Source organism: Microvirga solisilvae, from assembly GCF_022808595.1.
GTDB lineage: Bacteria > Pseudomonadota > Alphaproteobacteria > Rhizobiales > Beijerinckiaceae > Microvirga > Microvirga solisilvae.
The window spans coordinates 29,187-49,579 of record NZ_JAKUCN010000004.1; the positions used below are offsets into that span (position 1 = coordinate 29,187).

The following is a 20,393-nucleotide window of genomic DNA, read 5'->3' on the forward strand; positions in this document are numbered from 1 at the left end:
AAGGTATCAATCCTATCTTTGCGAAGGCTAGGACATGGCGATCGCCACGGCTTCCACAGCCTTGGCCAGAGCTTTCGGTTCGACTGAGAAAACGGCGTGCGGTGTGCCGGCTGCAGCCCACACGATGTCGTGCGCGAGAAGATCGGGATCGATGAAGGTCTTCATCGGACGATCATGACCGAAAGGCGGAATGCCGCCGATGGCGAAGCCCGTCCAGTCGCGCACAATGCGCGCATCCGGTCGTGTGAGAGCTTCACCGATGCTGTGCGCTACGCCGTCCTGATCGACACGGTTCTTGCCGGATACGAGTAGCAGATATGGCGTACCGCTTGCGGCGCCCTGGAACACCAGCGACTTGACGATCTGCGCTACGTCGCAGTCGCAGGCTGCGGCCGCTTCCTCTGCGGTGCGCGTCGATTGCGGCATTGCACGGACGTGAATCTCCAGCCCGAGTTTGGCCGCGAAATCCTTGACCTTCCGCGAACTCGTTGAAAGCGGTGCATTCATGGTTGCGCCTGGGTCTGTCTGATGCGGGCGAGCGAGAGCATGCCCATGCCGCCGACCGTGCCATCGGGATTCAGGCCTCGCAATTCCGCCGTCAGCAGAAAGCCTGTCTCGTCGCGATCGATGGTGAAGAGGTGATAGCCGGCCTTGTGCGTCAGCGTTCCACCGCGTGCGGAGGCAGAAGGCGCACCGACGATGGGAACGGGCCCACGCGGTCCGTCGAAATGCGCGAGCGAGCCCACATGGTTGTGGCCGTGCAGAATGAGTTCCGCGCCGACGCGCTTGATCATGCTCCCGAAGCGCTTGGCATCGGTGAGCTCGCGCCCGGGATTCGCACCACCTACATGCGGCGGGTGGTGAATGAGCACGATGCGGAAGCAGGATGGATCTCGTCCCAGTTCGGCGAGCATGGCCTCCACGTCTTTCGTCTGCTGCGAGCCGACGCGGCCGGTGGCGACGAAGGGCAATGTCGGAATGGCGGAGGAGAGGCCGATGATCGCGATCTGTCCGTAGCGGCGCAGATAAGGAAAGACGGCTTCGCGCCCGTTATCGCCGCGTGTCCATGGCCCGATCTTCTTGAGCAAACCTTCCAACGATCCACGCACATAGGCGTCGTGATTGCCGGGCACGAAGGTCACGCGGGATGGGTCGCCGAGGCTCTCCATGAATATGCGCGAGGTTTCCCATTCGTCGGGCAGGCCGATGTTGCAGGTGTCGCCGGTGCAGGTGATGTGATCGGGCTTCTGCGCATGGATGTCGGCGACGAGTTCCGCCAGGAGTTCCATGTCATGCAGATCTTGCCGGCTGCGGTGCCAGTTGTACCAGCCGGTCAGGCGCTTGCTCAAAAGCTGCTTCAGGCGGGGCCGGGGGAGGGGCCCGACGTGAGGGTCGGTGAGATGAGCGATGCGGAACATGATGACCTGGTGCAAGTGAACTCGGGAGAGTTCGCCCGCGCCAAGCGCGTCGTCAAGCGTTGCCGCATCAGATGGCGGCAACGGCAGGGCAGAAATTCTGCCGAATTAGTACTGGGCGCCCGGGATCAGCGTCGAATAGATCGCGCGATCTTCCAGGTTGAGGGCCGGCTTCCAGGAGAAACGAGCCGAGCGGTTGAGACGGGACAGGAAAATGGTCAGAAACATTGGAACACCTTTGGTTGGCGCTGTCTTAGACCTTAGTAGGGTGTCGGTCACGCGCTATTCCCATGGAGCAGCTATGCATGGGACGAATGTCTCCGTTCATCTTCCCGTAAGTTTCATGTGATCTATTCCGCCAATGTCCGACTCTGCGCCTTCGAGCAAAGCCACCCGTTTCCTGACCTGGGGCTTGCATACCTATTGGCGCTTCGCCCGGGGCATGACTCTCGGGGTCCGGGCCGTCGTCCTCGACAGCCAGAACCGGGTCTTCCTGATCAGACATACCTATGTGCCCGGCTGGCACCTGCCCGGCGGAGGAGTGGAGACGGGGGAAACCGCCATCGACGCCCTGACCCGCGAGCTGGTGGAGGAGGCCTGCATCGTCCTCGACGAGCCGCCGGCCTTGGCGGGCGTCTTCTTCAACAGCCGGGTGTCGCGGCGCGACCATGTGCTGGTCTATGTGGCCCGCCGCTTCACGGTTCTGGCTGAGAAGCAGCCTGACCGAGAGATCGCGGAGGCCGGGTTCTTTCCCCTCGACAACCTGCCCGAGGGCACGACGGCGGCGACCCGCCGACGCCTTGCCGAAATTCTCGAGGGCCAAGCCCCGTCGGCGACCTGGTAGAAGAGTAGGGTTTGCGTGGCACCCGCGAGGCTGCTATGGCCAAGACCATAAAAGGAAACGCCGCACCCATGACCCGCATCCGGATTCAGCGACGACGACAGGGCTGACGCATTCGTCACGCCGCCCTTGTTGTCATTTCATGCGCTTTGAGTCCGTCCATGACCGAGCTTTCCCTGATCATCCGTTCCGAGCAGCCCATCGATGCCGAGGCCATCGAGCGCCTTCATGAGCGCGCCTTCGGTCCAGGCCGCTTTGCCCGCACGGCTTCCCGCCTGCGGGAGGGCGCGGGCCATCATCTCGATCTCTCCTTCACCGCCATGGTGGGCACGCTGCTCGTCGGCTCCGTGCGCCTGACGCCGGTGATGGCGGGCGAGGTGCCCGCTTTGATGCTGGGTCCGCTGACCGTCGAGCCTGCTTTCGAGAACCGTGGCATCGGCGCCGCTCTCATGCGCCGCTCGCTCGATGCGGCCAAGGCCAGCGGACACGCGCTGGTCCTGCTCGTGGGTGACGAGCCCTATTACAGCCGCTTCGGCTTCAAGCGCGTTCCGCCCCAGCCGCTGCAACTGCCCGGCCCGGTCAACCCGATGCGCTTCCTCGCCCTGGAGCTGGAGGAGGGAGCGCTTGCCCGCGCCAAGGGGATCGTCACGCCTCTGCCGAAGACGGCCTGATTTCGGATTTTCTTGCGCCTGCCGGTCTCTTGGAACCTCCGTCCTCATCCTGAGGAGGCGCGTGATTGCCGTCTTTACGGATGTTTCGGTGCGCTCTGGAGCCTCCTTCGAGACGCATCCTCACGGCTGCTCCTCAGGATGAGGGCGGAGCGTGATCGAGCGATGGTTGTTCACCAGGAATTTGCACGGCTTGTGAGATGTCAAAGAGCGAGCGGGAATGTTCTCGCGAGCGTGTGGCTCCGAGGTTTGGGGTGAGGGAGACGCGAGAGGTCGTCCGGTTCGCTTGTGAGAGTGAGAAGAACCTGACGGCCCCTCGCGCACGGTTCTTTTAGGCGGACACCGCGTCTTGCAACGATGGGCCTCCTGGGCCGGCTTGCGAGGCCGAACCAGGACCGTTCCCGGCTCCATCATTCACGACGCCTCGCGAGCGCGCCCCTCATCGAGCCAGGACACCAACACATATAGCCAAGGTTAGGACCATTGTCAAGAACAAAAGCGGAACATTCCTCATAGGCCGTCCTCCCGGACGGTGCCGCCGAGCCGGGATCGCGTGTCGAATAAGGCTCTGGTCACCTCTCCCCGGTGGGGAGAGGTCGAGCGGAGCGAGGGTGAGGGGGTGAGACCTCTCCGGAAAGACCTGTAACCCCTCACCCGGACCTGACGGTCCGACCTCTCCCTCAGGGAGAGGTGACAAGCGCCACTCTGGTCCAACGATCCCGGGTTCTGCTCCGCAGCCCCGGGAGGACGCCAGTCGTCTCCTGTCTCGGCCATCCCGATCCGAGAAGCGCTGCGCTTGAGATCATCGGGATCACCGGCCTTATGCCGATGATAACGCGCTCAATGCATCACGCCCGCCGCCGGCCCTCTGTCAGCCAAGCCGCGAGCGTTGCGCCGATCAGCAGCGCGAGGCCGATGAAGCCCAGCGCCAGCGGGAAGACGGAAACGCCGCGCACGATGGCGCTGTCGCTGGGCTTGAGGCCGATCCAGTCGCTGCCTGCCAGGCGCGAGCCCGAATGCACGGCGAGAATACGGGGGATGGTGATGTTCTGATCGCCCATTGTCGCCACGCGCCGCACGGAGCCGCCGGTCGCCTCGGCGATGGGCGCGAGCGCTTCCGTATTGCTGAACACATCCATCAATTCGCGCGGATTGGCAGGGCCGATGCTGACAAATGCGATGAGCTCGCCCGAGCGCACCGTGTGAAGCCCCAGCTCCTTGCCCTCGACTTCCGCTGTGAACAGGCCGGGTCGGCTCTCCGACAATGCGATGCTGGTCTCGGCGCCGCTCGGCGCGATGAGAGTCGCGGCTTCAGCCGTGTCTTCCATCGTCTGCCGTTCGATGCGGATGTTGCGGCCGCTGGCGGAGGCGCGCAGGGCTTCCTCTTCGAGCGCGGGTTCCTTCATCAGCCAATGAGCGAGACGGCGCAGCAGGTCGAGATGCGGACCGCCATCCTGATAGCCGCGCGCCCAGAGCCAGGCGTGATCGGAGAGAAGCAGCGCAACGCGTCCCTTCTCCTCGCGACGCAGCACGAGAAGCGGCAGATCGTTCGCACCCGACATGAGCGTCGAGCCCGATTGCACATCCGAGCCGATGATGCGCAGCCACTCGCCCCATGAGGGCGGCGATGTCTCTGAGCCGGGAAGCTCGCGCGTCACCGGATGGCGATTGCCGGTCTCGGTGATGCTTGCCTTGTAGGGCTGCTCCACGACGCGGCCGTTGGGAACGCCGGGAATGACAGGCGCGAGACGTGTCTGTGCGAGGCTGCCGTAACTTGCGAATTCAGGACCCGCCGCCACGAGGATCGCACCGCCCTCGCGCACATAGCGCACGATGTTCTCGAAATAGCCGGAGGGCAGGATGCTCTGGTTCGCGTAGCGATCGAAGATGATGAGATCGAAATCCTTGATCTTCTGCTGGAACAGCTCGCGCGTCGGGAAGGCGATGAGCGACAATTCGTTGATCGGCGTGCCGTCCAGTTTTTCCGGCGGGCGCAGGATGGTGAAGTGAACGAGATCCACATTGGCATCGGACTTGAGCAGGTTGCGCCATGTGCGCTCGCCCGCATGAGGCTCGCCGGAGACGAGCAGCACGCGCAGTTTCTCGCGAATGCCCTCGATGGGAACGACGGCGCGGTTGTTGGCCTGCGTCAGCTCGTTGGGAAGGCCGTCGACCTCCAGCTCGACCACATTCGTGCCGCCATGTTCGATCAGCACCTGAAGGGAGAAGGGCGTGTCGGCGCGCACCGTCTGGCGGGAGAGAACCTGACCATCGCGACGTAAGGTGACGAGCGCGGAGCCGGTGCCGCCGCGCTCCATCACCTGCGCGCGGATCGTCTGCTCCTTGCCGACGATGCCGAAGCGCGGCGCCTCAAGCAGCTTGATCTGCCGGTCACGTTCGTCGGGGCGTCCCGTGATGAGAGCATGCAGCGGCGCGCGGAAGCCGAGCGCTTCGGCGGAGGGCGGAATGTCGTGCACCACGCCGTCGGTGATGAAGATCACACCTGCCAGACGATCCGGCGGAACATCGGCGAGGCCATTGGAGAGCGCCGCGAACAAACGTGTGCCGTCATCGCCGCTGCCGTCATCGGCTTCGATATAGCGCGGCTCCACGTCAGTGAGCGCGCCGAAACGCCGTTCGAGTTCAGTCCTCACCCGGTCGGTCATGGCCGTGCGGTCGCCGAGCGTCTGCGATGTGGATCGGTCGGTAACCACCGCTACGATATCCTTCACCTTCTCGCGCTCTTCCTGAACGAGTGACGGATTGGCCAGAGCAAGAAGCACCAAGGCGAGAGCGACGGCGCGAAGGATCGCGATGGGGCCGCGCGACATCAGCGCGAGGAGCGCCAGCAAAGCGGCGACAGCGCCGACAGCCCAGAGGGCATAGATGGGAATGAGCGGGGAGAAGCTGAGCGAAAGAACGGACATTAGCTTATTGCCCCAATCGCTCGAGCAGAGCAGGCACGTGCACCTGATCGGCCTTGTAGTTTCCGGTGAGCGAATACATCACGATGTTGATGCCGCTGCGATAGGCCATCTCGCGTTGACGCGGATCGCTGCCGACGACGGGGAAGAGATATTCTCCACGCGTGCCGGTGGCCCATGCGGCGGCGAGATCGTTCGATGTGATGATGATCGGCGAGACGCTGTCGCCGGAGCGGGCGGGACGGTTCTCCTCGCCTTCCGGTACGGGCGGCAGGGCCTCGACCCAGGTCTGGCCTGTGGCGTAGCGGCCGGGGAAGTTTTCGAGAATGTAGAACGTCTTCGTTAGCACGTGATCCGTGGGCACGGGCTCGAGTTCCGGAATGTCGAGAGTCGCCAGCATGCGGCGCAGATACTGACCTTCCGCGCTCACCGCGCCGTCGGGGCGGTTGTTGAAGGCATCGCGCGTGTCGAAGATCACCGTGCCGCCGCCCTTCATGAAGGCATCGAGCTTGCGGATCGCCGCTTCCGAGGGAATGGGACGCGAGGGGACGATGGGCCAGTAGATCAGCGGATAGAAAGCAACCTCATCCCGCGAGAGATCGATGCCGATGGGATCGCCGGGCGTGAGCGCGGTGCGTTGGGAGAGAACATCCGTCAATCCGGCAAGCCCGGCCTTGCTCGCCTCGTCCACGCCCGCATCGCCGGTGATCACATAAGCCAGTCGTGTCACGAGCGCGGGGCTCGCATTCTCGTCCATGCGGCGTGGGATCAGCTCCTGAGCCCTCACGTCGAAGGCGGATGTGAAGAACATCATCGCAGCCAGAAGCACGGAGGCGGCTGCGCCCATCTTCCGGATGCGCCCCGAGAGATTGGAGACATGTCCGCCGAGCCACAGGGAGGCGAGCGTGTCCGCGAGAAGAAGGATGAGAGCGATCATGAAAAGAGGCATGCGCAGATCGACGGTTTGCGCACCCGCAAGCGGCGCGATGCGCGCATTGAGCGGGGCGATGTTGAGCGGCGCGAGCTTGTCGCCCGCAAGAAGCGCGTTCACCGCGAGGCTCGAATCCACGGGGCCGTAGAAGCCCGGCGGATGCTCAGCTGTGGCGCGTTCGCTGTAATTGCGCGCGACGGCGCGGGCATTGGCGGGCGGTGTCGTGAGCACGCCGTAGCCGTCGAGGGTGAGGCGCGGAGCGACGGTTTCGATCTCCGTGTTGCGCGCTTCCGCATTCACGTCGTTTGGCGCACCGGCCAGAGCCGTGATCCGGCGCAGCATGTCCACGAAGAGGCCCGAGAGCGGCAGGTTCGACCACGTTGTGTCCGCCGTCACATGGAAGAGAACGACCAGGCCGTCGCCGCGCTTGTCCGCTGTCACGATCGGCGTGCCATCAGCCAGCGAGGCCCAGGTGCGCGAAGGCAGATCGCCGTCGGGTTCTGCCAGAATCTGGCGGCGGATGCCGATCTCCTCCGGCACGTTCAGGCCGAAGAAGGGGCTCTCGCGGGTAAACGGCGCGAAGGTCTTCGGCGTGTCCCATGAGAGCGATCCGCCGAGGCTGCGTCCACCGCGACGCAGGCGCACGGGCACGAGCTCGTCGTTGCCTGCGGCAAGGCGCGAGCCGGCGAAGCGCAGCAGCAATCCGCCCTGCTCGACGAAGGCGGTGACCTTGCCGAGCGTCTCGCGGTCGAGGCCGCCCACATCGGCGAGCACGAGAATGGAGACCTGCTCGTCGATGAGCTGGTTCACCGCATCGGCCACGCCGCCGCGTCCGTTTCGAATTTCCGAATAGGGCGAGAGCGCGCGTTCGATGTAGTAGAGTGGCGAGAGAAGCGGCTGCGTCTGGTCGGCGGTGCCGCCGAAGACGAGGCCGACGCGCCGACGCTTGCTGCTCTCGTCGACGAGGTTCACAGCTCCGGCGGAACCTTCGCCGAGAATCTCGATGCGCGCGATGGAATTGCGGATCTCGGTGGGCAGGTCGAATGAAACGCTCGTCTCCGTTGCGCTCGCATCGAAGCTGAAGCGCATGTCGGCGAGCGGCAGGTTCTTGAGGTCCGTTGCGCGCAGCGTTCCGGAATCGCGGCCGTTGGGCTCGGGCCTGATGACACGGGCAGTCAGGCGACCGCCCGCATTCTCGACGCCTGCGACGGCAAGCGTGGAGGCCCGCTCGGATTTGAGCACCGTGATCCGTCGACCATCCGCCATTTGCGCCAAGCCGTCGATGAAAGCCTGCCCATCAACGCCCGCGACCCCATCGCTGATCCAAACGATGTTGGCATCCGGCGTGCTTTCCATGAAGCCACGGATGGAGGGAAGATGCGCGCCGCGATCCTGTAGATAGGGCTGGGGCTTCAAGGAGCGCAGCCGTTCCATGGCCGCAGCCGGGTTGGAAAGCTCGAGCGCCGCCGGCTGTTCCGCCGTCGCGACGAGAGCAACCGTGCGTCCGTCGCGGCCAGCCGCCTCGATGCGTTCGGACGCGAGGTTCATGCGGTCGCGCCAGTCATGCGCTGCGGCCAAGCCGTTGTCCACGACCACGAGAAGCGGTGCGCGGCTGCCGTCTTCTGCCAGCGGATTCCAGATTGGCCCTGCTGCTGCAAGGATGAGGAAGGCTGCCAGCAGCAGACGCATGAGCAGGAGCCACCAGGGCGTGCGCGCAGGCGTCTCTTCCTCGGGCCGCAGATCGGCGAGAATCTTGAGCGGCGGGAAATCCACGCGCTTGGGCTGCGGCGGCGTGATGCGCAACAGCAGCCAGATCGCGGGGAGCGCCGCGAGCGCCGTGAGCACGAGCGGAACGGTGAAGGTGAGGGGAAGGCCGAACATAATCTAGCGCCCTCCCATGACGGTGCCGCGCGCAGTCGAAACCAGCGTCATGAGACGCAAAGCCGCTTCGCTCGCCGGGCGGTCGGTGCGGTGGATGGTGAGCGTCCAGCCGCGCCGGCGCGTGACTTCCAAGAGCTTGGCCCGGTGCTGTTCGATGCGCTCGCGATAGACGCGGCCCCAGGCCTCCGCGTCGCCGATGCGCAGCGAGAGTCCATCTTCCAGATCGTGCAAAACGGCCTGGCCCTGGAACGGAAACGTCTCTTCCACCGGATCGACGATCATCACGAGATGTCCCCGCGCTCCGCGTGACGAGATGCCTTCCACCATGGCGGCGATGTCGCGCGCAGGCGAGAGGAAGTCGCTGATCAGGATCGCCTCGTGCTGAGGTGCGATGGGTGCGGAAGGCGGCAGGTCTTCTTCCAGGGAGAAGCGGTCCGCCACCAGGGTCTGCGCCATGGTCTCGGCGATGCGCCGCGTGGCGCGCGGAGCCATGAGCCCCAGCATGCCGACCTTCTCGCCCGCTTCCACGAAACAGCTCGCGAGCGCGAAGCCCAGCACGATGGCGCGCTCGATCTTGGGAGCCTGCGCGAGATCCGACGCATAGCCCATGGAGGCGGAACGATCGATCCAGACCCAGAGCGTCTGCGCGGTTTCCCATTCCCGCTCGCGCACATAGAGGCGGTCGTCGCGGCCGGAGCGGCGCCAGTCGATGCGCTGCGCGGCCTCGCCCGCCACGAAGGGACGGAACTGCCAGAAGCTCTCGCCGATGCCCGCCCGCCTGCGGCCATGAAGGCCATGGGCGAGATTCGCGGCCACGCGCCGTGCTTCGAGCACGAGGCGCGGCATGCGGTGGGCGAGCGAGAGCGCGCTCTCGGTGACTTGGCGCCCCGGCGAGCGGGCGCTTTCGGGAAGGACCCGGACACGGGCCATGGCCGCGATCCTTAAGCTGCCAGCCGCGCGGTGAGCCGGCCGATGACGCTGGACAGCGTCTCTCCATCGGCTCGTGCGGAGAAGGTGAGCGCCATGCGGTGCTTCAGCACGGGCTCGGCGAGCGCCACCACGTCGGCGATGGAGGGCGCGACACGGCCCTCGATGAGCGCGCGCGCGCGCACCGCCAGCATCAGGGCCTGGCTGGCGCGGGGGCCGGGGCCCCAGAGAATCTTGTCGCTGATGCCCTCGATATTCTCGCCTTCGGGACGCGCGGAGCGCACGAGATCGAGGATCGCCTCGACCACGCTCTCGCCGACCGGCAGGCGGCGCACGAGGCGTTGGGCGTTCATGAGCGCCTCGGCGTTCATCACGGTGACGGGCTTGCGATCCTCGGCGCCTGTCGTCTCGATGAGAATGCGGCGCTCGGCCTCGCGGGTCGGGTAATTCACGTCGATCTGCAAAAGGAAACGGTCGAGCTGCGCCTCGGGAAGGGGATAGGTGCCTTCCTGCTCGATGGGGTTCTGGGTCGCCAGCACATGGAAGGGCTGGGGCAGGTCGTGCCGCTCGCCGCCCACGGAGACGTGATGCTCCTGCATGGCCTGAAGCAAGGCGGATTGGGTGCGCGGGCTCGCGCGGTTGATCTCGTCCGCCATGAGAAGCTGGGCGAAGACCGGGCCTTTCACGAATCGGAACGAGCGGCGGCGATCCGCGCCCTCGTCGAGGATCTCGGAACCGAGAATGTCGGAGGGCATCAGGTCGGGAGTGAACTGGATGCGGCGGGCGTCCAGGCCCAGCACCGTACCGAGGGTATCGACGAGCTTGGTCTTGGCGAGGCCGGGGACGCCTACGAGCAGGCCGTGACCGCCCGCGAGCAGGGTGATCAGGGTCTGGTCGACGACATCTTCCTGGCCGAAAATGACCGTGTGAATGGCCTCTCGGGCGCGCCCGACAGTCTCAAGGGTCGCCTCCGCGTTACGGATGATCGCGTCGTCCAGGGCGGTGGGCGCTTGAGAAATGCTGGCCGTCATGAGGTCATTCTCCCTCTCGTTGCAATCGCCCCCAAACACCTAGTCTGCCTTCGTTTGCTATCGAGTGGCAAGGGTCGATGCGCCGCAGCGAAAGGACCCGAGGGTGGACGTGGCGTCCGGGGACTCTATGCTGAGGAACTAGCCGATGGCAGCCCTTCGTCGATCCTCAACCTTCACAATCTTGTTCACGCTTGCGTCATGACGGATTCCAATTCCTCACCTCCCGGCTCTGCCCTGGCCCGCCTCACGCAGGCCATCGGCTCCGATGCCAAGCGAAAGGGCCCCCCTCCGGTGGAGCGCTGGAACCCGCCCTATTGCGGCGAGATCGACATGCGCATCGCGGCGGACGGCTCTTGGCATTACATGGGCTCGCCCATCAGCCGGCCTGCCCTCGTGCGCCTGTTCTCCACGGTCCTTCGCAAGGACCCGGAGCGCTATGTGCTCGTCACCCCCGTGGAGCGGGTGGGGATCATCGTCGAGGATGCTCCGTTCCTGGCGGTCGAGATGGCGGTGGAAGGCGAGGGGGCAGAGCGGCAGATCGCCTTCCGCACCAATGTGGACGATCTCGTGCAGGTGGGGCCCGACCATCCTCTGCGGTTCGAGCAGGACGCTCATGGAGGCGTGAAGCCCTATGTGAAGGTACGCGGCGACCTGTGGGCCCTCGTCACCCGCGCTCTGGCGCTCGACCTGATCGCGCTCGCCGAGGAGCGGGAGGTCGAGGGGCAAAGCCTGTTCGGGATCGCTGTCGGGCAGGCTTTCTTCCCCATTGCGTCGGCCGCCGACCTGGAGAGCTTGGCATGAGGGCCGCTTCCCTCGATGCGCAGGACTTCCTGGCGCTCGCCGCCGAGCGGCTGCGGCCCGAACCGCCGCATCTGGAGGATGCGCTTGCCAATCCGCGCGGCGACCACAGCCTCGACAACGTGCCCCTGGTCTATCCTCTCAATCCGAAACCCGCCGCCGTGCTGGTGCCGGTGGTGATGCGCGACGAGCCAACCCTGCTGCTCACCGAGCGTTCGGCCCACCTGCGCCAGCATTCGGGACAGATCGCCTTTCCGGGCGGGCGCGTCGATCCGGAGGACGACTCGATCCTGGCGGCCGCTTGCCGGGAAGCTCAGGAGGAGATCGGCCTCGACAGCCGTTTCATCTCGCCGCTAGGCTACCTCGATGCCTATCTCTCCACCACCAATTACCTCGTCGTTCCCGTCGTGGCGCGGGTTTCCGAATCCTACACGCTCGACATCAATCCCAACGAGGTGGCGGATGCTTTCGAGGTGCCATTGAGCTTTCTCATGAATCCCGAACGGCACGAGCTGCATTCACGGGAATGGAAGGGCAAGGTCAGGCGCTATTATGCAATGCCCTACGAGGAGCGCTATATCTGGGGGGTGACGGCGGGAATCATCCGCAATCTTTATGAAAGGCTCTATGCATCGTGACGCGCGCGTTCCTGCAGGGATTGGTGTTGTTTCTCCTGCCTTTCGTTCTCTTCGGTCTGTATCTGGTCGCCCGTCGCCGCAATGCGCTTGTCTGGTCGTCCTGGAGCGATCAATCGCTCTGGCTCGCCATCGCGGGGGTCGTTATGGTCATCGCTTCGCTCCTCGTCACGGGCCTCGTAACAGAGCGGCATAAAGGCGCCTTCGTGCCGACACATATGGAAAATGGACGCGTCGTTCCGGGACAGTTTCAGTGAGTGACACTCTCGATCACAAGGCGCTCCAAGTGCTGCTCGAGCGCCCGGCTTTGCGCCGCCTGCTCGAGGCCTATAACGGCGCGGTCGAAGAGACGCGCATCGTCGGTGGCGCCGTGCGCAATGCGCTGATCGGCAAGCCGCTCTCCGATATCGACTGCACCACGACGATGCTGCCTGAGGCCATCATCGAGCGCGCCAAGAAATCCGGATTCAAGTTCGTGCCGACCGGCATCGATCACGGCACGATCACGGTGATCGTCGACGGCGAGCCCTTCGAGGTCACGACATTGCGTGAGGATGTGGAAACGGACGGACGACATGCTGTTGTCCGTTTCGGACACGATTTCGAGCTCGATGCCAAGCGGCGTGATTTTACCATCAACGCTTTGTCGCTCGGTCTCGACGGCAAGCTCTATGACTACACCAACGGCGTCGCCGATCTCGCTGCGCGGCGCGTGCGCTTCATCGGTGAAGCACGCACTCGCATCCGCGAGGATTATTTGAGGATTCTGCGTTTCTTCCGCTTCCATGCGGAATATGCGCGCGATGGTCTGGATAGAGAAGGCCTCGAAGCTTCAGGGCTTGAGCGCCAGGGCTTGGCGACGCTGTCGAAGGAACGGATCCGACAGGAGCTTTTGAAGCTTCTCGTGGCGCAAAGGGCGCAGGAGACGATCCGCACGATGGCCGAGCACGGCTTTCTCACATGGCTTCTGGCCGGTGCCGCAGAGTTCGGACGCTTCGCCCGCGTGGCTGATTTCGACCAGGGCAATCCTGTCTGGCGGTTGGCGGCGCTCGCCGTCATGGTCGAGCAGGATGCGGAGCGCCTGCGCGAGCATCTGCGCCTGTCCAACGACGAGCAGAAAAAACTTGCGGCTTATGCGCAATTGCTCGCCGTTCTGAAGACATGGGCGTTGCCGTTCGATGGCAGCGCCATTCGGCGCCTCGTTGCCGAGCACGGCGTCGAGACATTGAATATCGTCTTGGCTGCGATCAGGGGAGAGCCTGCACCTCACATTCTCGGCGATGCGTGGATCGCATTGGAGAACTATCGGAGCGGCGCGGAGAGCGTGCCGGTCTTTCCGCTGCGCGGCGCTGATCTCGTCGAGCGCGGCATTCCGAAGGGGCCGAAGGTCGGCGAGATTCTTAGTGCCGCTCGTCAGGCATGGCTCGCGGAAGGATGCCGGACGGATGAGGCTTACGCGAAGGATTTGTTGAATAGGGTTCTGGCGCAGGCCTGACACTAGCCGTCATCCCGGGGCTGCGAAGCAGAACCCGGGATCGTTGTCAGAATGTGGCTCTGATTACCTCTCCCCTGATCTCGGATGTTTCCGAGATCAGTCTTTTGCTGGAGCAAGTCGGGAACACCCGACTTGCGGTGGGGAGAGGTCGAGCGGAGCGAGGGTGAGGGGGTGAGACCTCTCCGAAAAGGACAGTAACCCCTCACCCGGACCTGACGGTCCGACCTCTCCCTCAGGGAGAGGTATTCCAGCGCTTCATCCTGCTCGCGATCCCGGATCGGCTTCCGCCGTCCGGGATGACGCTTGAGAGATTTTAAGGCCACCGCACCGTCGGCGGCATGGACGACAGGATTGAGGCGATGTTGCCGCCTGTCTTCAACCCGAAGATCGTGCCGCGGTCGTAGAGCAGGTTGAACTCCACATAGCGCCCGCGCCGCACCTGCTGCTCATGACGGTCTGCCTCTGTCCATTTGTCGAACACGTTGCGGCGCACGATCTCGGGATAGACCTTCAGGAAAGCCTCGCCCACATCCTTGGTGAAGGCGAGGTCCTGGTCCGGATTCCCGGTCCAGTGATAATCGTAGAAGATTCCGCCGATGCCGCGCGGCTCATGGCGATGCTTGAGATAGAAATACTCGTCGCACCACTTCTTGTATTTCTCGTAAGAGCCTTCCGGCGCATGGCGGCTGCAGGCCTCTTCCATGATCGCGTGGAAGGCGATGGTGTCGGGATCGTCCTGCGTGCGTCTGCGGTCGAGCACGGGCGTGAGATCGGCGCCGCCGCCGAACCAGGCTTTCGTCGTCACCACGAAACGCGTGTTCATGTGCACGGTCGGCACGTTCGGATTCCACGGATGGGCGATCAGCGAAATGCCGCCGGCCCAGAAGCGCGGATCCTGATCGGAGCCGGGAATCTGGCCGCGAAATTCGGGTGCGAACTCGCCATGCACGGTCGAGACATGCACGCCCACCTTCTCGAACACGCGGCCGCGCATCATCGACATCACGCCGCCGCCGCCCGGCGCGCCGCTGTGGTCCTTGCGCTCCCAGGGGGTGCGCTCGAAACGGCCGGGTGCGGAAGCCTCGGAGGGGAGAGGAGCCGCCACCTCGTCCTCGATCTCCTCGAAGGCGGCGCAGATCCGGTCGCGGAGAGAGGCGAACCAGAGCGGGGCCTCGATCTGCATGCGCTCGATATCGGCTTTGTCGGTCATGGCAAGGCTATCCTTCAGATCAGATCGAGACCTCATCCTGAGGAGCCGCGTAGCGGCGTCTCGAAGGAGTGTCCAGAGTGCGCTGGAACCTCCTTCGAGACGGGCCTCCGGCCCTCCTCAGGATGAGGACGGGGTTTGCGTTCACGGACTCAGTGTATCCGAATGGGGAAATGAATGGGTCTGCCGCAAGGCTTCCCCGAGAATCATGGCGGCGGTCACGGCTACGTTGAGCGAGCGCATGCCCGCCTGCATGGGCACGATAATACGGGCATCGGCGGCCACATGAACCTCGTCCGGCACGCCTGCCGATTCCCGGCCCACGAGGATGATGTCGTTGGGTTCGTAGGCAAAATCCGTATAGGGCACGGCGCCCTTGGTGGTGGCGAGCACCAGCCGGCCTTTGCCTTCCCGGCGCCATTCCTCGAAGGCCCTCCAGGAAATGTGACGTGTGATGGTCACGTGGTTGAGGTAATCCATGCCGGAGCGACGCAGGTTCCGATCCGAGACGTCGAAGGCCGCAGGCTCGATGATGTCCACAGGCACGCCGAGACAGGCGGCGAGGCGCAGCATGGTGCCGGTGTTCTGCGGGATATCCGGCTGGAAAATGGCAAGACGTGGCTTGGAAAGACCTGGCATGCACCCGTCATCGGGGCAGCCGGGGCTCGCGTCAAGTGAACGGTTCGTTCCTCCTCGTGTTAAAGCAGGGGGACGTCAGGACAAGATTCGGGGAAGGACATGTTCCGTTGGCTGGAAACGCGGGTCGATCCGTTCGCCCCGTTCGATGAGAATGCCACGCCGCCGAACACGGTGAGCGGCTTCACCTGGCATTATCTCAAGCCGGTGCGTTTCTGGCTCGCTGTCCTGTTCGTGGTGGCGCTGATCGGCGGCCTGTTCGAATCGTCCCTCTACATCATGCTGGGCTGGCTGGTGGACATCCTCGCCCATTCGACCCCTGAGACCATCTGGGCCGATCACGGCACCACGCTTCTGGTGATGGCGGGGCTCGTCATTTTCGTCAGGCCCATCCTGCATTTCGGGCATGACCTGATCTCGGGCCAGATCATCATCCCGCAGAGCACCAACATGATCCGCTGGCGGACCCATGTTTACACGCTGGGTCATGCAGTCAGCTATTTCCAGGCCGATTTCGCAGGGAGACTCGCCAACCGTGTCATGCAGGGCGGCGGCGCGATCCGCTCCATCGCCACAACCCTGATCGATACGCTGCTCTACGTGGTGATCTATGCGGTGACTGCGCTCGGCGTGTTTTCCAGCGTCAGCCCCTGGCTCGCCCTGCCCATGGCGCTCTGGATCGTGGGCTACGGCCTGCTCCTGCGCTTCTTCGTGCCCCGCGCCAAGGAGCGCTCGCTGAAGGTGGCCGATACCCGCTCCGTCCTTATAGGTAGGGTGGTCGACAGCTACACCAACATTCTCACGGTCAAGCTCTTCGCCCGCGCCGACGAGGAGCGCTCGGCGGTCAAGGAGGCGGTGAGGACGAATACGGAGGCCTTTCTCCGGTCCTTAAGGCTGAACGCGAGCGTCGCGGGTCTTCTCGCGGTCATGAACAGCCTGCTGCTCGCCGCCACCGCCGCCTTGTCGGTGATGCTGTGGAGCCAAGGCATCATGACGAGCGGCGAGGCGGCAACGGGCCTGGCGCTCGTCATGCGCATTCTCGCCATGTCCGGCTGGGTCATGCATACGGTGCGCGACGTGTTCGAGAATATCGGCACGGTCCAGGAGAGCATGCAGACCATCGCCCGCCCGCATGGGCTGGTGGACGTGGACGCGGCGCCCCGCCTGAAGGTGGCGCGGGGCGAGATCCGCTTCGAGGACGTGTCCTTCCATTACGGTAAGGAGGGGGGCGTGATCGAAGATCTCGACCTGACGATCCGCGCTGGCGAGAAGGTGGGGCTCGTGGGCACCAGCGGCGCGGGCAAGACCACCATCACCTCGCTGCTGCTGCGCCTGCACGATGTGGAGAGCGGACGCATCCTCATCGACGGGCAGGATATCGCGGCGGTCTCCCAGGATTCCTTACGCTCCTCCATCGCGGTCGTGACCCAGGACACCTCGCTCCTCCACCGCTCGATCCGGGACAACATCGCCTACGGCCGGGTCGGAGCGACCGAGCGGGATATCATCGAGGCGGCCCGGCTCGCCCATGCCCATGACTTCATCATGGGTCTGGAGGACCACCGGGGCCGGCGCGGCTACGACGCCCATGTGGGCGAGCGGGGCGTCAAGCTCTCCGGCGGTCAGCGCCAGCGCATCGCGATTGCCCGGGTGATCCTCAAAGATGCCCCCATCCTGGTGCTGGACGAGGCCACCTCGGCCCTGGATTCGGAGGTCGAGGCGGCGATCCAGGAGTCACTCTCGACCCTCATGGAGGGCAAGACGGTGCTCGCCATCGCCCATCGCCTGTCCACCATCGCGGCCCTCGACCGGCTCATCGTGATCGAGGAAGGGCGGATCGTGGAGGAGGGGAGCCACGCGGAATTGCTGCTCGCCGGCGGCCTTTACGCCCGCCTCTGGCGGCGCCAGTCGGGCGGCTTCCTCGGGGCGGAGGAAGGGCAAGGCGCCCCGGAGACGGTGTCCCTGTAAGGGAATATAGGTTGGAACATCTCCAATCCACCTATGGACAGCGGGGCTTGGCCGTGCCAAAGAGCCAGCGCGCGGCGACTCCCAGTCGCATTGCGTGCGCGTTGACGCGTATGCTTGTTCCTTAATCAAGGAGCCGGTGTGCCGAATGCCTTGTTTCGCAAGGCATTGCCGATGCGCGGTTCTCGTTTTTGATCATTGCTGGAGAGCCACGTGGCCGAGACCACCACTCATGTCGCTGAGCCGACACGGCGCGATTTCCTTTACATCGCCACGGGCGCGGCCGCCGTTGTCGGCGGAGCCACCCTGGTATGGCCTTTCGTTCAGTCCCTGGCGCCCGACGCGGCGACGGTGGCTGCAGGCGCCCCCGTCGAAGTCGACCTGACCCCGATCGCCGAAGGGCAGATCGTGAAAGTCTTCTGGCGCGGCAAGCTCATCTTCATCCGTCACCGCACGGCCGAGGAAATCAAGGCTGCCGAGGATGTGAACGTGGCTTCGCTCCGCGATCCGCAGGCCGACTCGGCCCGCGTGAAGGAAGGCAAGGCCCAGTGGCTCATCGTTTACGGCAACTGCACCCATCTGGGTTGCGTGCCGCTCGGCCAGCAGGGTGAGTATCACGGCTGGTTCTGCCCTTGCCACGGCTCGGTGTTCGACACCTCCGGCCGCGTGCGCGGCGGTCCGGCTCCGATCAATCTGCCGATCCCGCCCTATGCCTTCGCGTCCGACACGAAGATCATCATCGGCCAAGAAGCCACGGCGTAACTGCAAGCGACGATCAGGCGATATCCATGAGCCAGCATTCCACAACTTACGTTCCCAAGAGCGCCTTCGGTAAGTGGTTCGAGAGCCGCTTGCCCATCGCAGGCCTCGTCCATTCCTCGTTCATCGCTTTCCCGGTGCCGCGGAACCTGACCTATTTCTGGACCTTCGGCGCCATTCTCGCCTTCATGCTCGTCTCGCAGATCGTGACGGGCGTGGTGCTGGCGATGTACTACACGCCGAACGCCGCCATGGCCTTCCAGTCCGTCGAGCACATCATGCGCGACGTGAACTACGGCTGGCTCATCCGCTACCTGCACGCCAACGGCGCCTCGATGTTCTTCGTGGCCGTCTACGTGCACATCTTCCGCAACTTCTACTACGGCTCCTACAAGGCGCCGCGTGAAGTGCTCTACATCCTCGGCGTGATCATCTTCCTCCTGATGATGGCCACCGCCTTCATGGGCTACGTGCTTCCCTGGGGCCAGATGAGCTTCTGGGGCGCGACCGTGATCACCAACCTCTTCTCGGCGATCCCGGTCGTCGGCGAGACCATCGTCAGCTACCTCTGGGGCGGCTACTCGGTGGGCAACCCGACGCTCAACCGCTTCTTCTCCCTGCACTACCTGCTGCCCTTCATGATCGCGGGCGTCGTCGCCCTGCACATCTGGGCACTGCACGTGCCGGGCCAGAACAACCCGACCGGCATTCCGATCAAGTCGGGCAAGGACGCGGTTCCGTTCACGCCCTACGCCACGATCAAGGACATCTTCGCCGTCGTCGTGTTCATGCTCTTCTTCGCCTATTGGGTGTTCTACATGCCGAACTATCTCGGCCATGCGGACAACTACATTCCGGCGAATCCGGCGGTCACGCCCGCGCACATCGTGCCCGAGTGGTACTTCCTGCCCTTCTACGCGATCCTGCGCGCCATTCCCGACAAGCTCGGCGGCGTCATCGCCATGGGCGCTGCCATCGTGATCTGGTGCTTCATGCCCTGGCTCGACACCTCCAAGGTGCGCTCCACGGCCTACCGCCCGCTCTACAAGCAGTTCTTCTGGCTGTTCGTGGTGGTCTGCTTCCTGCTCGGCTGGCTCGGTTCCCGTCCCGCCGAGGGCTGGTACGTGATCGCCTCGCAGATCTGCACGGTGTACTACTTCGCCCACTTCCTCATCGTCCTGCCGGTGCTCGGCTTCGTCGAGCGTCCGCTGCCGCTGCCGAACTCGATCCTCGAGTCGGTGATGGGCGTGCAGAAAGGTGGAGCGGGTGTGCCTGCCGGCGCCAATGCCGAGCCGAACACCAAGGGCTGATGCGAGAGTTGAGGAATAGAACAATGATGAAGCGTACTCTTCTCATCGCAGCAGCCGTCCTCGGCTTCTCCGCTTCCGCATACGCTGCCGGCGAGACCCCGGTCCCGCCGCAGCAGAAGTGGACGTTCCAGGGACCGTTCGGCAAGTTCGACCGGGCTCAGCTGCAGCGCGGTTTCAAGGTCTATCGCGAGGTCTGCGCCTCGTGCCACGGCCTGAGCTATGTGGCTTTCCGCAACCTCTCCGCGGAAGGTGGTCCGGAATTCTCCGAGGCCCAGGTCAAGGCGCTGGCCGCCGAGTACAAGATCCAGGACGGCCCGAACGAGGCCGGCGACATGTTCGAGCGTCCCGGCCGCCCGGCTGACCGCTTCCCGTCGCCGTTCCCGAACGAGAACGCAGCTGCCGCCGCCAACGGTGGCAAGGCTCCGCCGGATCTCTCCCTGATGGCCAAAGCCCGCACATACGAGCGCGGCTTCCCCTGGTTCATCACCGACGTCTTCCGTCAGTATTCCGAGAACGGCGCCGATTATCTCGTCGCGCTGCTCAACGGCTACGAGGAGGCTCCGGCCGGTTTCACGGTTCCGCAGGGTGGCCATTACAACCACTACTATCCGGGCCATGTGATCGCGATGCCGAAGCCGCTCAGCGACGGTCAGGTCGAGTATGCGAAGAACGAGGCCGGTCAGCCTCAGGCTCCGGAAACCGTCGAGCAATACGCCAAGGACGTGACGGCCTTCCTCACCTGGACGGCTGAACCGCACCTCGAAGCGCGCAAGCGCCTTGGATTCCAGGTCATGCTGTTCCTGCTGGTGCTCTCGGGCCTGCTCTACTTCACGAAGAAGAAGGTGTGGGCGAATGTGGGCGGCGAGGTCGAAGGCCACGCAACGCCTCCGATGACCCACAACCCCTAAGTTCTCCAGAGGTTTAAAAAGGCCCCGGTTCCCGGGGCCTTTTTTCATGATACAAAGGAACA

The 20,393-nt window shown here is 64.3% G+C and carries 18 protein-coding genes; 10 read left to right on the forward strand and 8 right to left on the reverse strand.

Annotated elements, in window-relative coordinates:
* Positions 1-27: 27 nt before the first annotated feature.
* On the reverse strand, positions 28-507 hold the full coding sequence (locus MJ639_RS09835) for a YbaK/EbsC family protein (protein ID WP_243371059.1): 480 nt from the start codon (positions 505-507) through the stop codon (positions 28-30).
* On the reverse strand, positions 504-1,418 hold the full coding sequence (locus MJ639_RS09840; protein WP_243371061.1) for a metallophosphoesterase family protein: 915 nt from the start codon (positions 1,416-1,418) through the stop codon (positions 504-506). Before MJ639_RS09840 ends, MJ639_RS09835 begins: the two co-directional genes overlap by 4 nt.
* Before the next feature lie 358 nt (positions 1,419-1,776).
* Between MJ639_RS09840 and MJ639_RS09845 the strand changes: the two genes are divergently transcribed.
* Positions 1,777-2,259, forward strand: coding sequence for an NUDIX domain-containing protein (locus tag MJ639_RS09845; protein WP_243371063.1), 483 nt, complete (start codon positions 1,777-1,779; stop codon positions 2,257-2,259).
* 158 nt (positions 2,260-2,417) lie between these two features.
* Entirely contained in the window at positions 2,418-2,927 is a 510-nt protein-coding gene (locus tag MJ639_RS09850) for a GNAT family N-acetyltransferase (protein ID WP_243371065.1), read from the forward strand.
* 845 nt (positions 2,928-3,772) lie between these two features.
* Here the strand turns inward: MJ639_RS09850 and MJ639_RS09855 are convergent.
* Genes MJ639_RS09855 through MJ639_RS09870 form a run of 4 tightly spaced genes read right to left on the reverse strand, consistent with a single transcriptional unit; the run spans position 3,773 to position 10,618 of the window.
* On the reverse strand, positions 3,773-5,851 hold the full coding sequence (locus MJ639_RS09855) for a hypothetical protein (RefSeq protein ID WP_243371067.1): 2,079 nt from the start codon (positions 5,849-5,851) through the stop codon (positions 3,773-3,775).
* 4 nt (positions 5,852-5,855) lie between these two features.
* Positions 5,856-8,660 carry a DUF4159 domain-containing protein gene (locus MJ639_RS09860; RefSeq protein WP_243371069.1) on the reverse strand — a complete coding sequence of 935 codons (2,805 nt, stop codon included), beginning with the start codon at positions 8,658-8,660 and terminating at the stop codon, positions 5,856-5,858.
* 3 nt (positions 8,661-8,663) lie between these two features.
* Complete coding sequence (locus MJ639_RS09865) at positions 8,664-9,590, reverse strand: DUF58 domain-containing protein (protein ID WP_243371071.1); 927 nt, start codon at positions 9,588-9,590, stop codon at positions 8,664-8,666.
* A gap of 11 nt (positions 9,591-9,601) precedes the next feature.
* Positions 9,602-10,618, reverse strand: a complete 1,017-nt coding sequence (locus MJ639_RS09870) for an AAA family ATPase (RefSeq protein WP_243371073.1) — start codon at positions 10,616-10,618, stop codon at positions 9,602-9,604.
* 198 nt (positions 10,619-10,816) lie between these two features.
* On the opposite strand from MJ639_RS09870, the gene MJ639_RS09875 reads away from it, so the two are divergent.
* The 4 genes from MJ639_RS09875 to MJ639_RS09890 are packed head-to-tail and all read left to right on the forward strand — an operon-like array spanning position 10,817 to position 13,546.
* Positions 10,817-11,419, forward strand: coding sequence for a DUF1285 domain-containing protein (locus MJ639_RS09875; RefSeq protein ID WP_243371075.1), 603 nt, complete (start codon positions 10,817-10,819; stop codon positions 11,417-11,419).
* Positions 11,416-12,054: a CoA pyrophosphatase gene (locus MJ639_RS09880; RefSeq protein WP_243371077.1), complete on the forward strand. Its 639-nt coding sequence runs from the start codon at positions 11,416-11,418 to the stop codon at positions 12,052-12,054. The genes MJ639_RS09875 and MJ639_RS09880 overlap by 4 nt, the downstream gene beginning before the upstream one ends.
* A complete protein-coding gene (locus tag MJ639_RS09885; RefSeq protein ID WP_243371080.1) occupies positions 12,051-12,308 on the forward strand; it encodes a DUF6111 family protein in 258 nt (85 codons plus the stop codon). The genes MJ639_RS09880 and MJ639_RS09885 overlap by 4 nt, the downstream gene beginning before the upstream one ends.
* The gene (locus tag MJ639_RS09890; RefSeq protein ID WP_243371082.1) at positions 12,305-13,546 is read left to right on the forward strand and encodes a CCA tRNA nucleotidyltransferase; all 1,242 of its coding nucleotides are present in this window, start codon (positions 12,305-12,307) and stop codon (positions 13,544-13,546) included. Before MJ639_RS09885 ends, MJ639_RS09890 begins: the two co-directional genes overlap by 4 nt.
* 313 nt (positions 13,547-13,859) lie before the next feature.
* Here the strand turns inward: MJ639_RS09890 and hemF are convergent, their stop codons facing one another.
* The gene (gene hemF / locus MJ639_RS09895; RefSeq protein WP_243371085.1) at positions 13,860-14,756 is read right to left on the reverse strand and encodes an oxygen-dependent coproporphyrinogen oxidase; all 897 of its coding nucleotides are present in this window, start codon (positions 14,754-14,756) and stop codon (positions 13,860-13,862) included.
* Positions 14,757-14,897: 141 nt separating this feature from the next.
* The gene (locus tag MJ639_RS09900) at positions 14,898-15,392 is read right to left on the reverse strand and encodes a tRNA (cytidine(34)-2'-O)-methyltransferase (RefSeq protein WP_243371087.1); all 495 of its coding nucleotides are present in this window, start codon (positions 15,390-15,392) and stop codon (positions 14,898-14,900) included.
* 99 nt (positions 15,393-15,491) lie between these two features.
* Here MJ639_RS09900 and MJ639_RS09905 point away from each other — a divergent pair, with 99 nt between their 5' ends.
* From MJ639_RS09905 to MJ639_RS09920, 4 genes are all read left to right on the forward strand, one after another.
* Positions 15,492-17,357, forward strand: coding sequence for an ABC transporter ATP-binding protein (locus MJ639_RS09905; protein WP_243371089.1), 1,866 nt, complete (start codon positions 15,492-15,494; stop codon positions 17,355-17,357).
* 210 nt (positions 17,358-17,567) lie between these two features.
* Entirely contained in the window at positions 17,568-18,116 is a 549-nt protein-coding gene (petA, locus tag MJ639_RS09910) for a ubiquinol-cytochrome c reductase iron-sulfur subunit (protein WP_243371091.1), read from the forward strand.
* Between the two features lie 26 nt (positions 18,117-18,142).
* Complete coding sequence (locus tag MJ639_RS09915; protein ID WP_243371093.1) at positions 18,143-19,423, forward strand: cytochrome b; 1,281 nt, start codon at positions 18,143-18,145, stop codon at positions 19,421-19,423.
* Between the two features lie 23 nt (positions 19,424-19,446).
* The gene (locus MJ639_RS09920) at positions 19,447-20,331 is read left to right on the forward strand and encodes a cytochrome c1 (RefSeq protein WP_243371095.1); all 885 of its coding nucleotides are present in this window, start codon (positions 19,447-19,449) and stop codon (positions 20,329-20,331) included.
* Positions 20,332-20,393 lie beyond the last annotated feature (62 nt).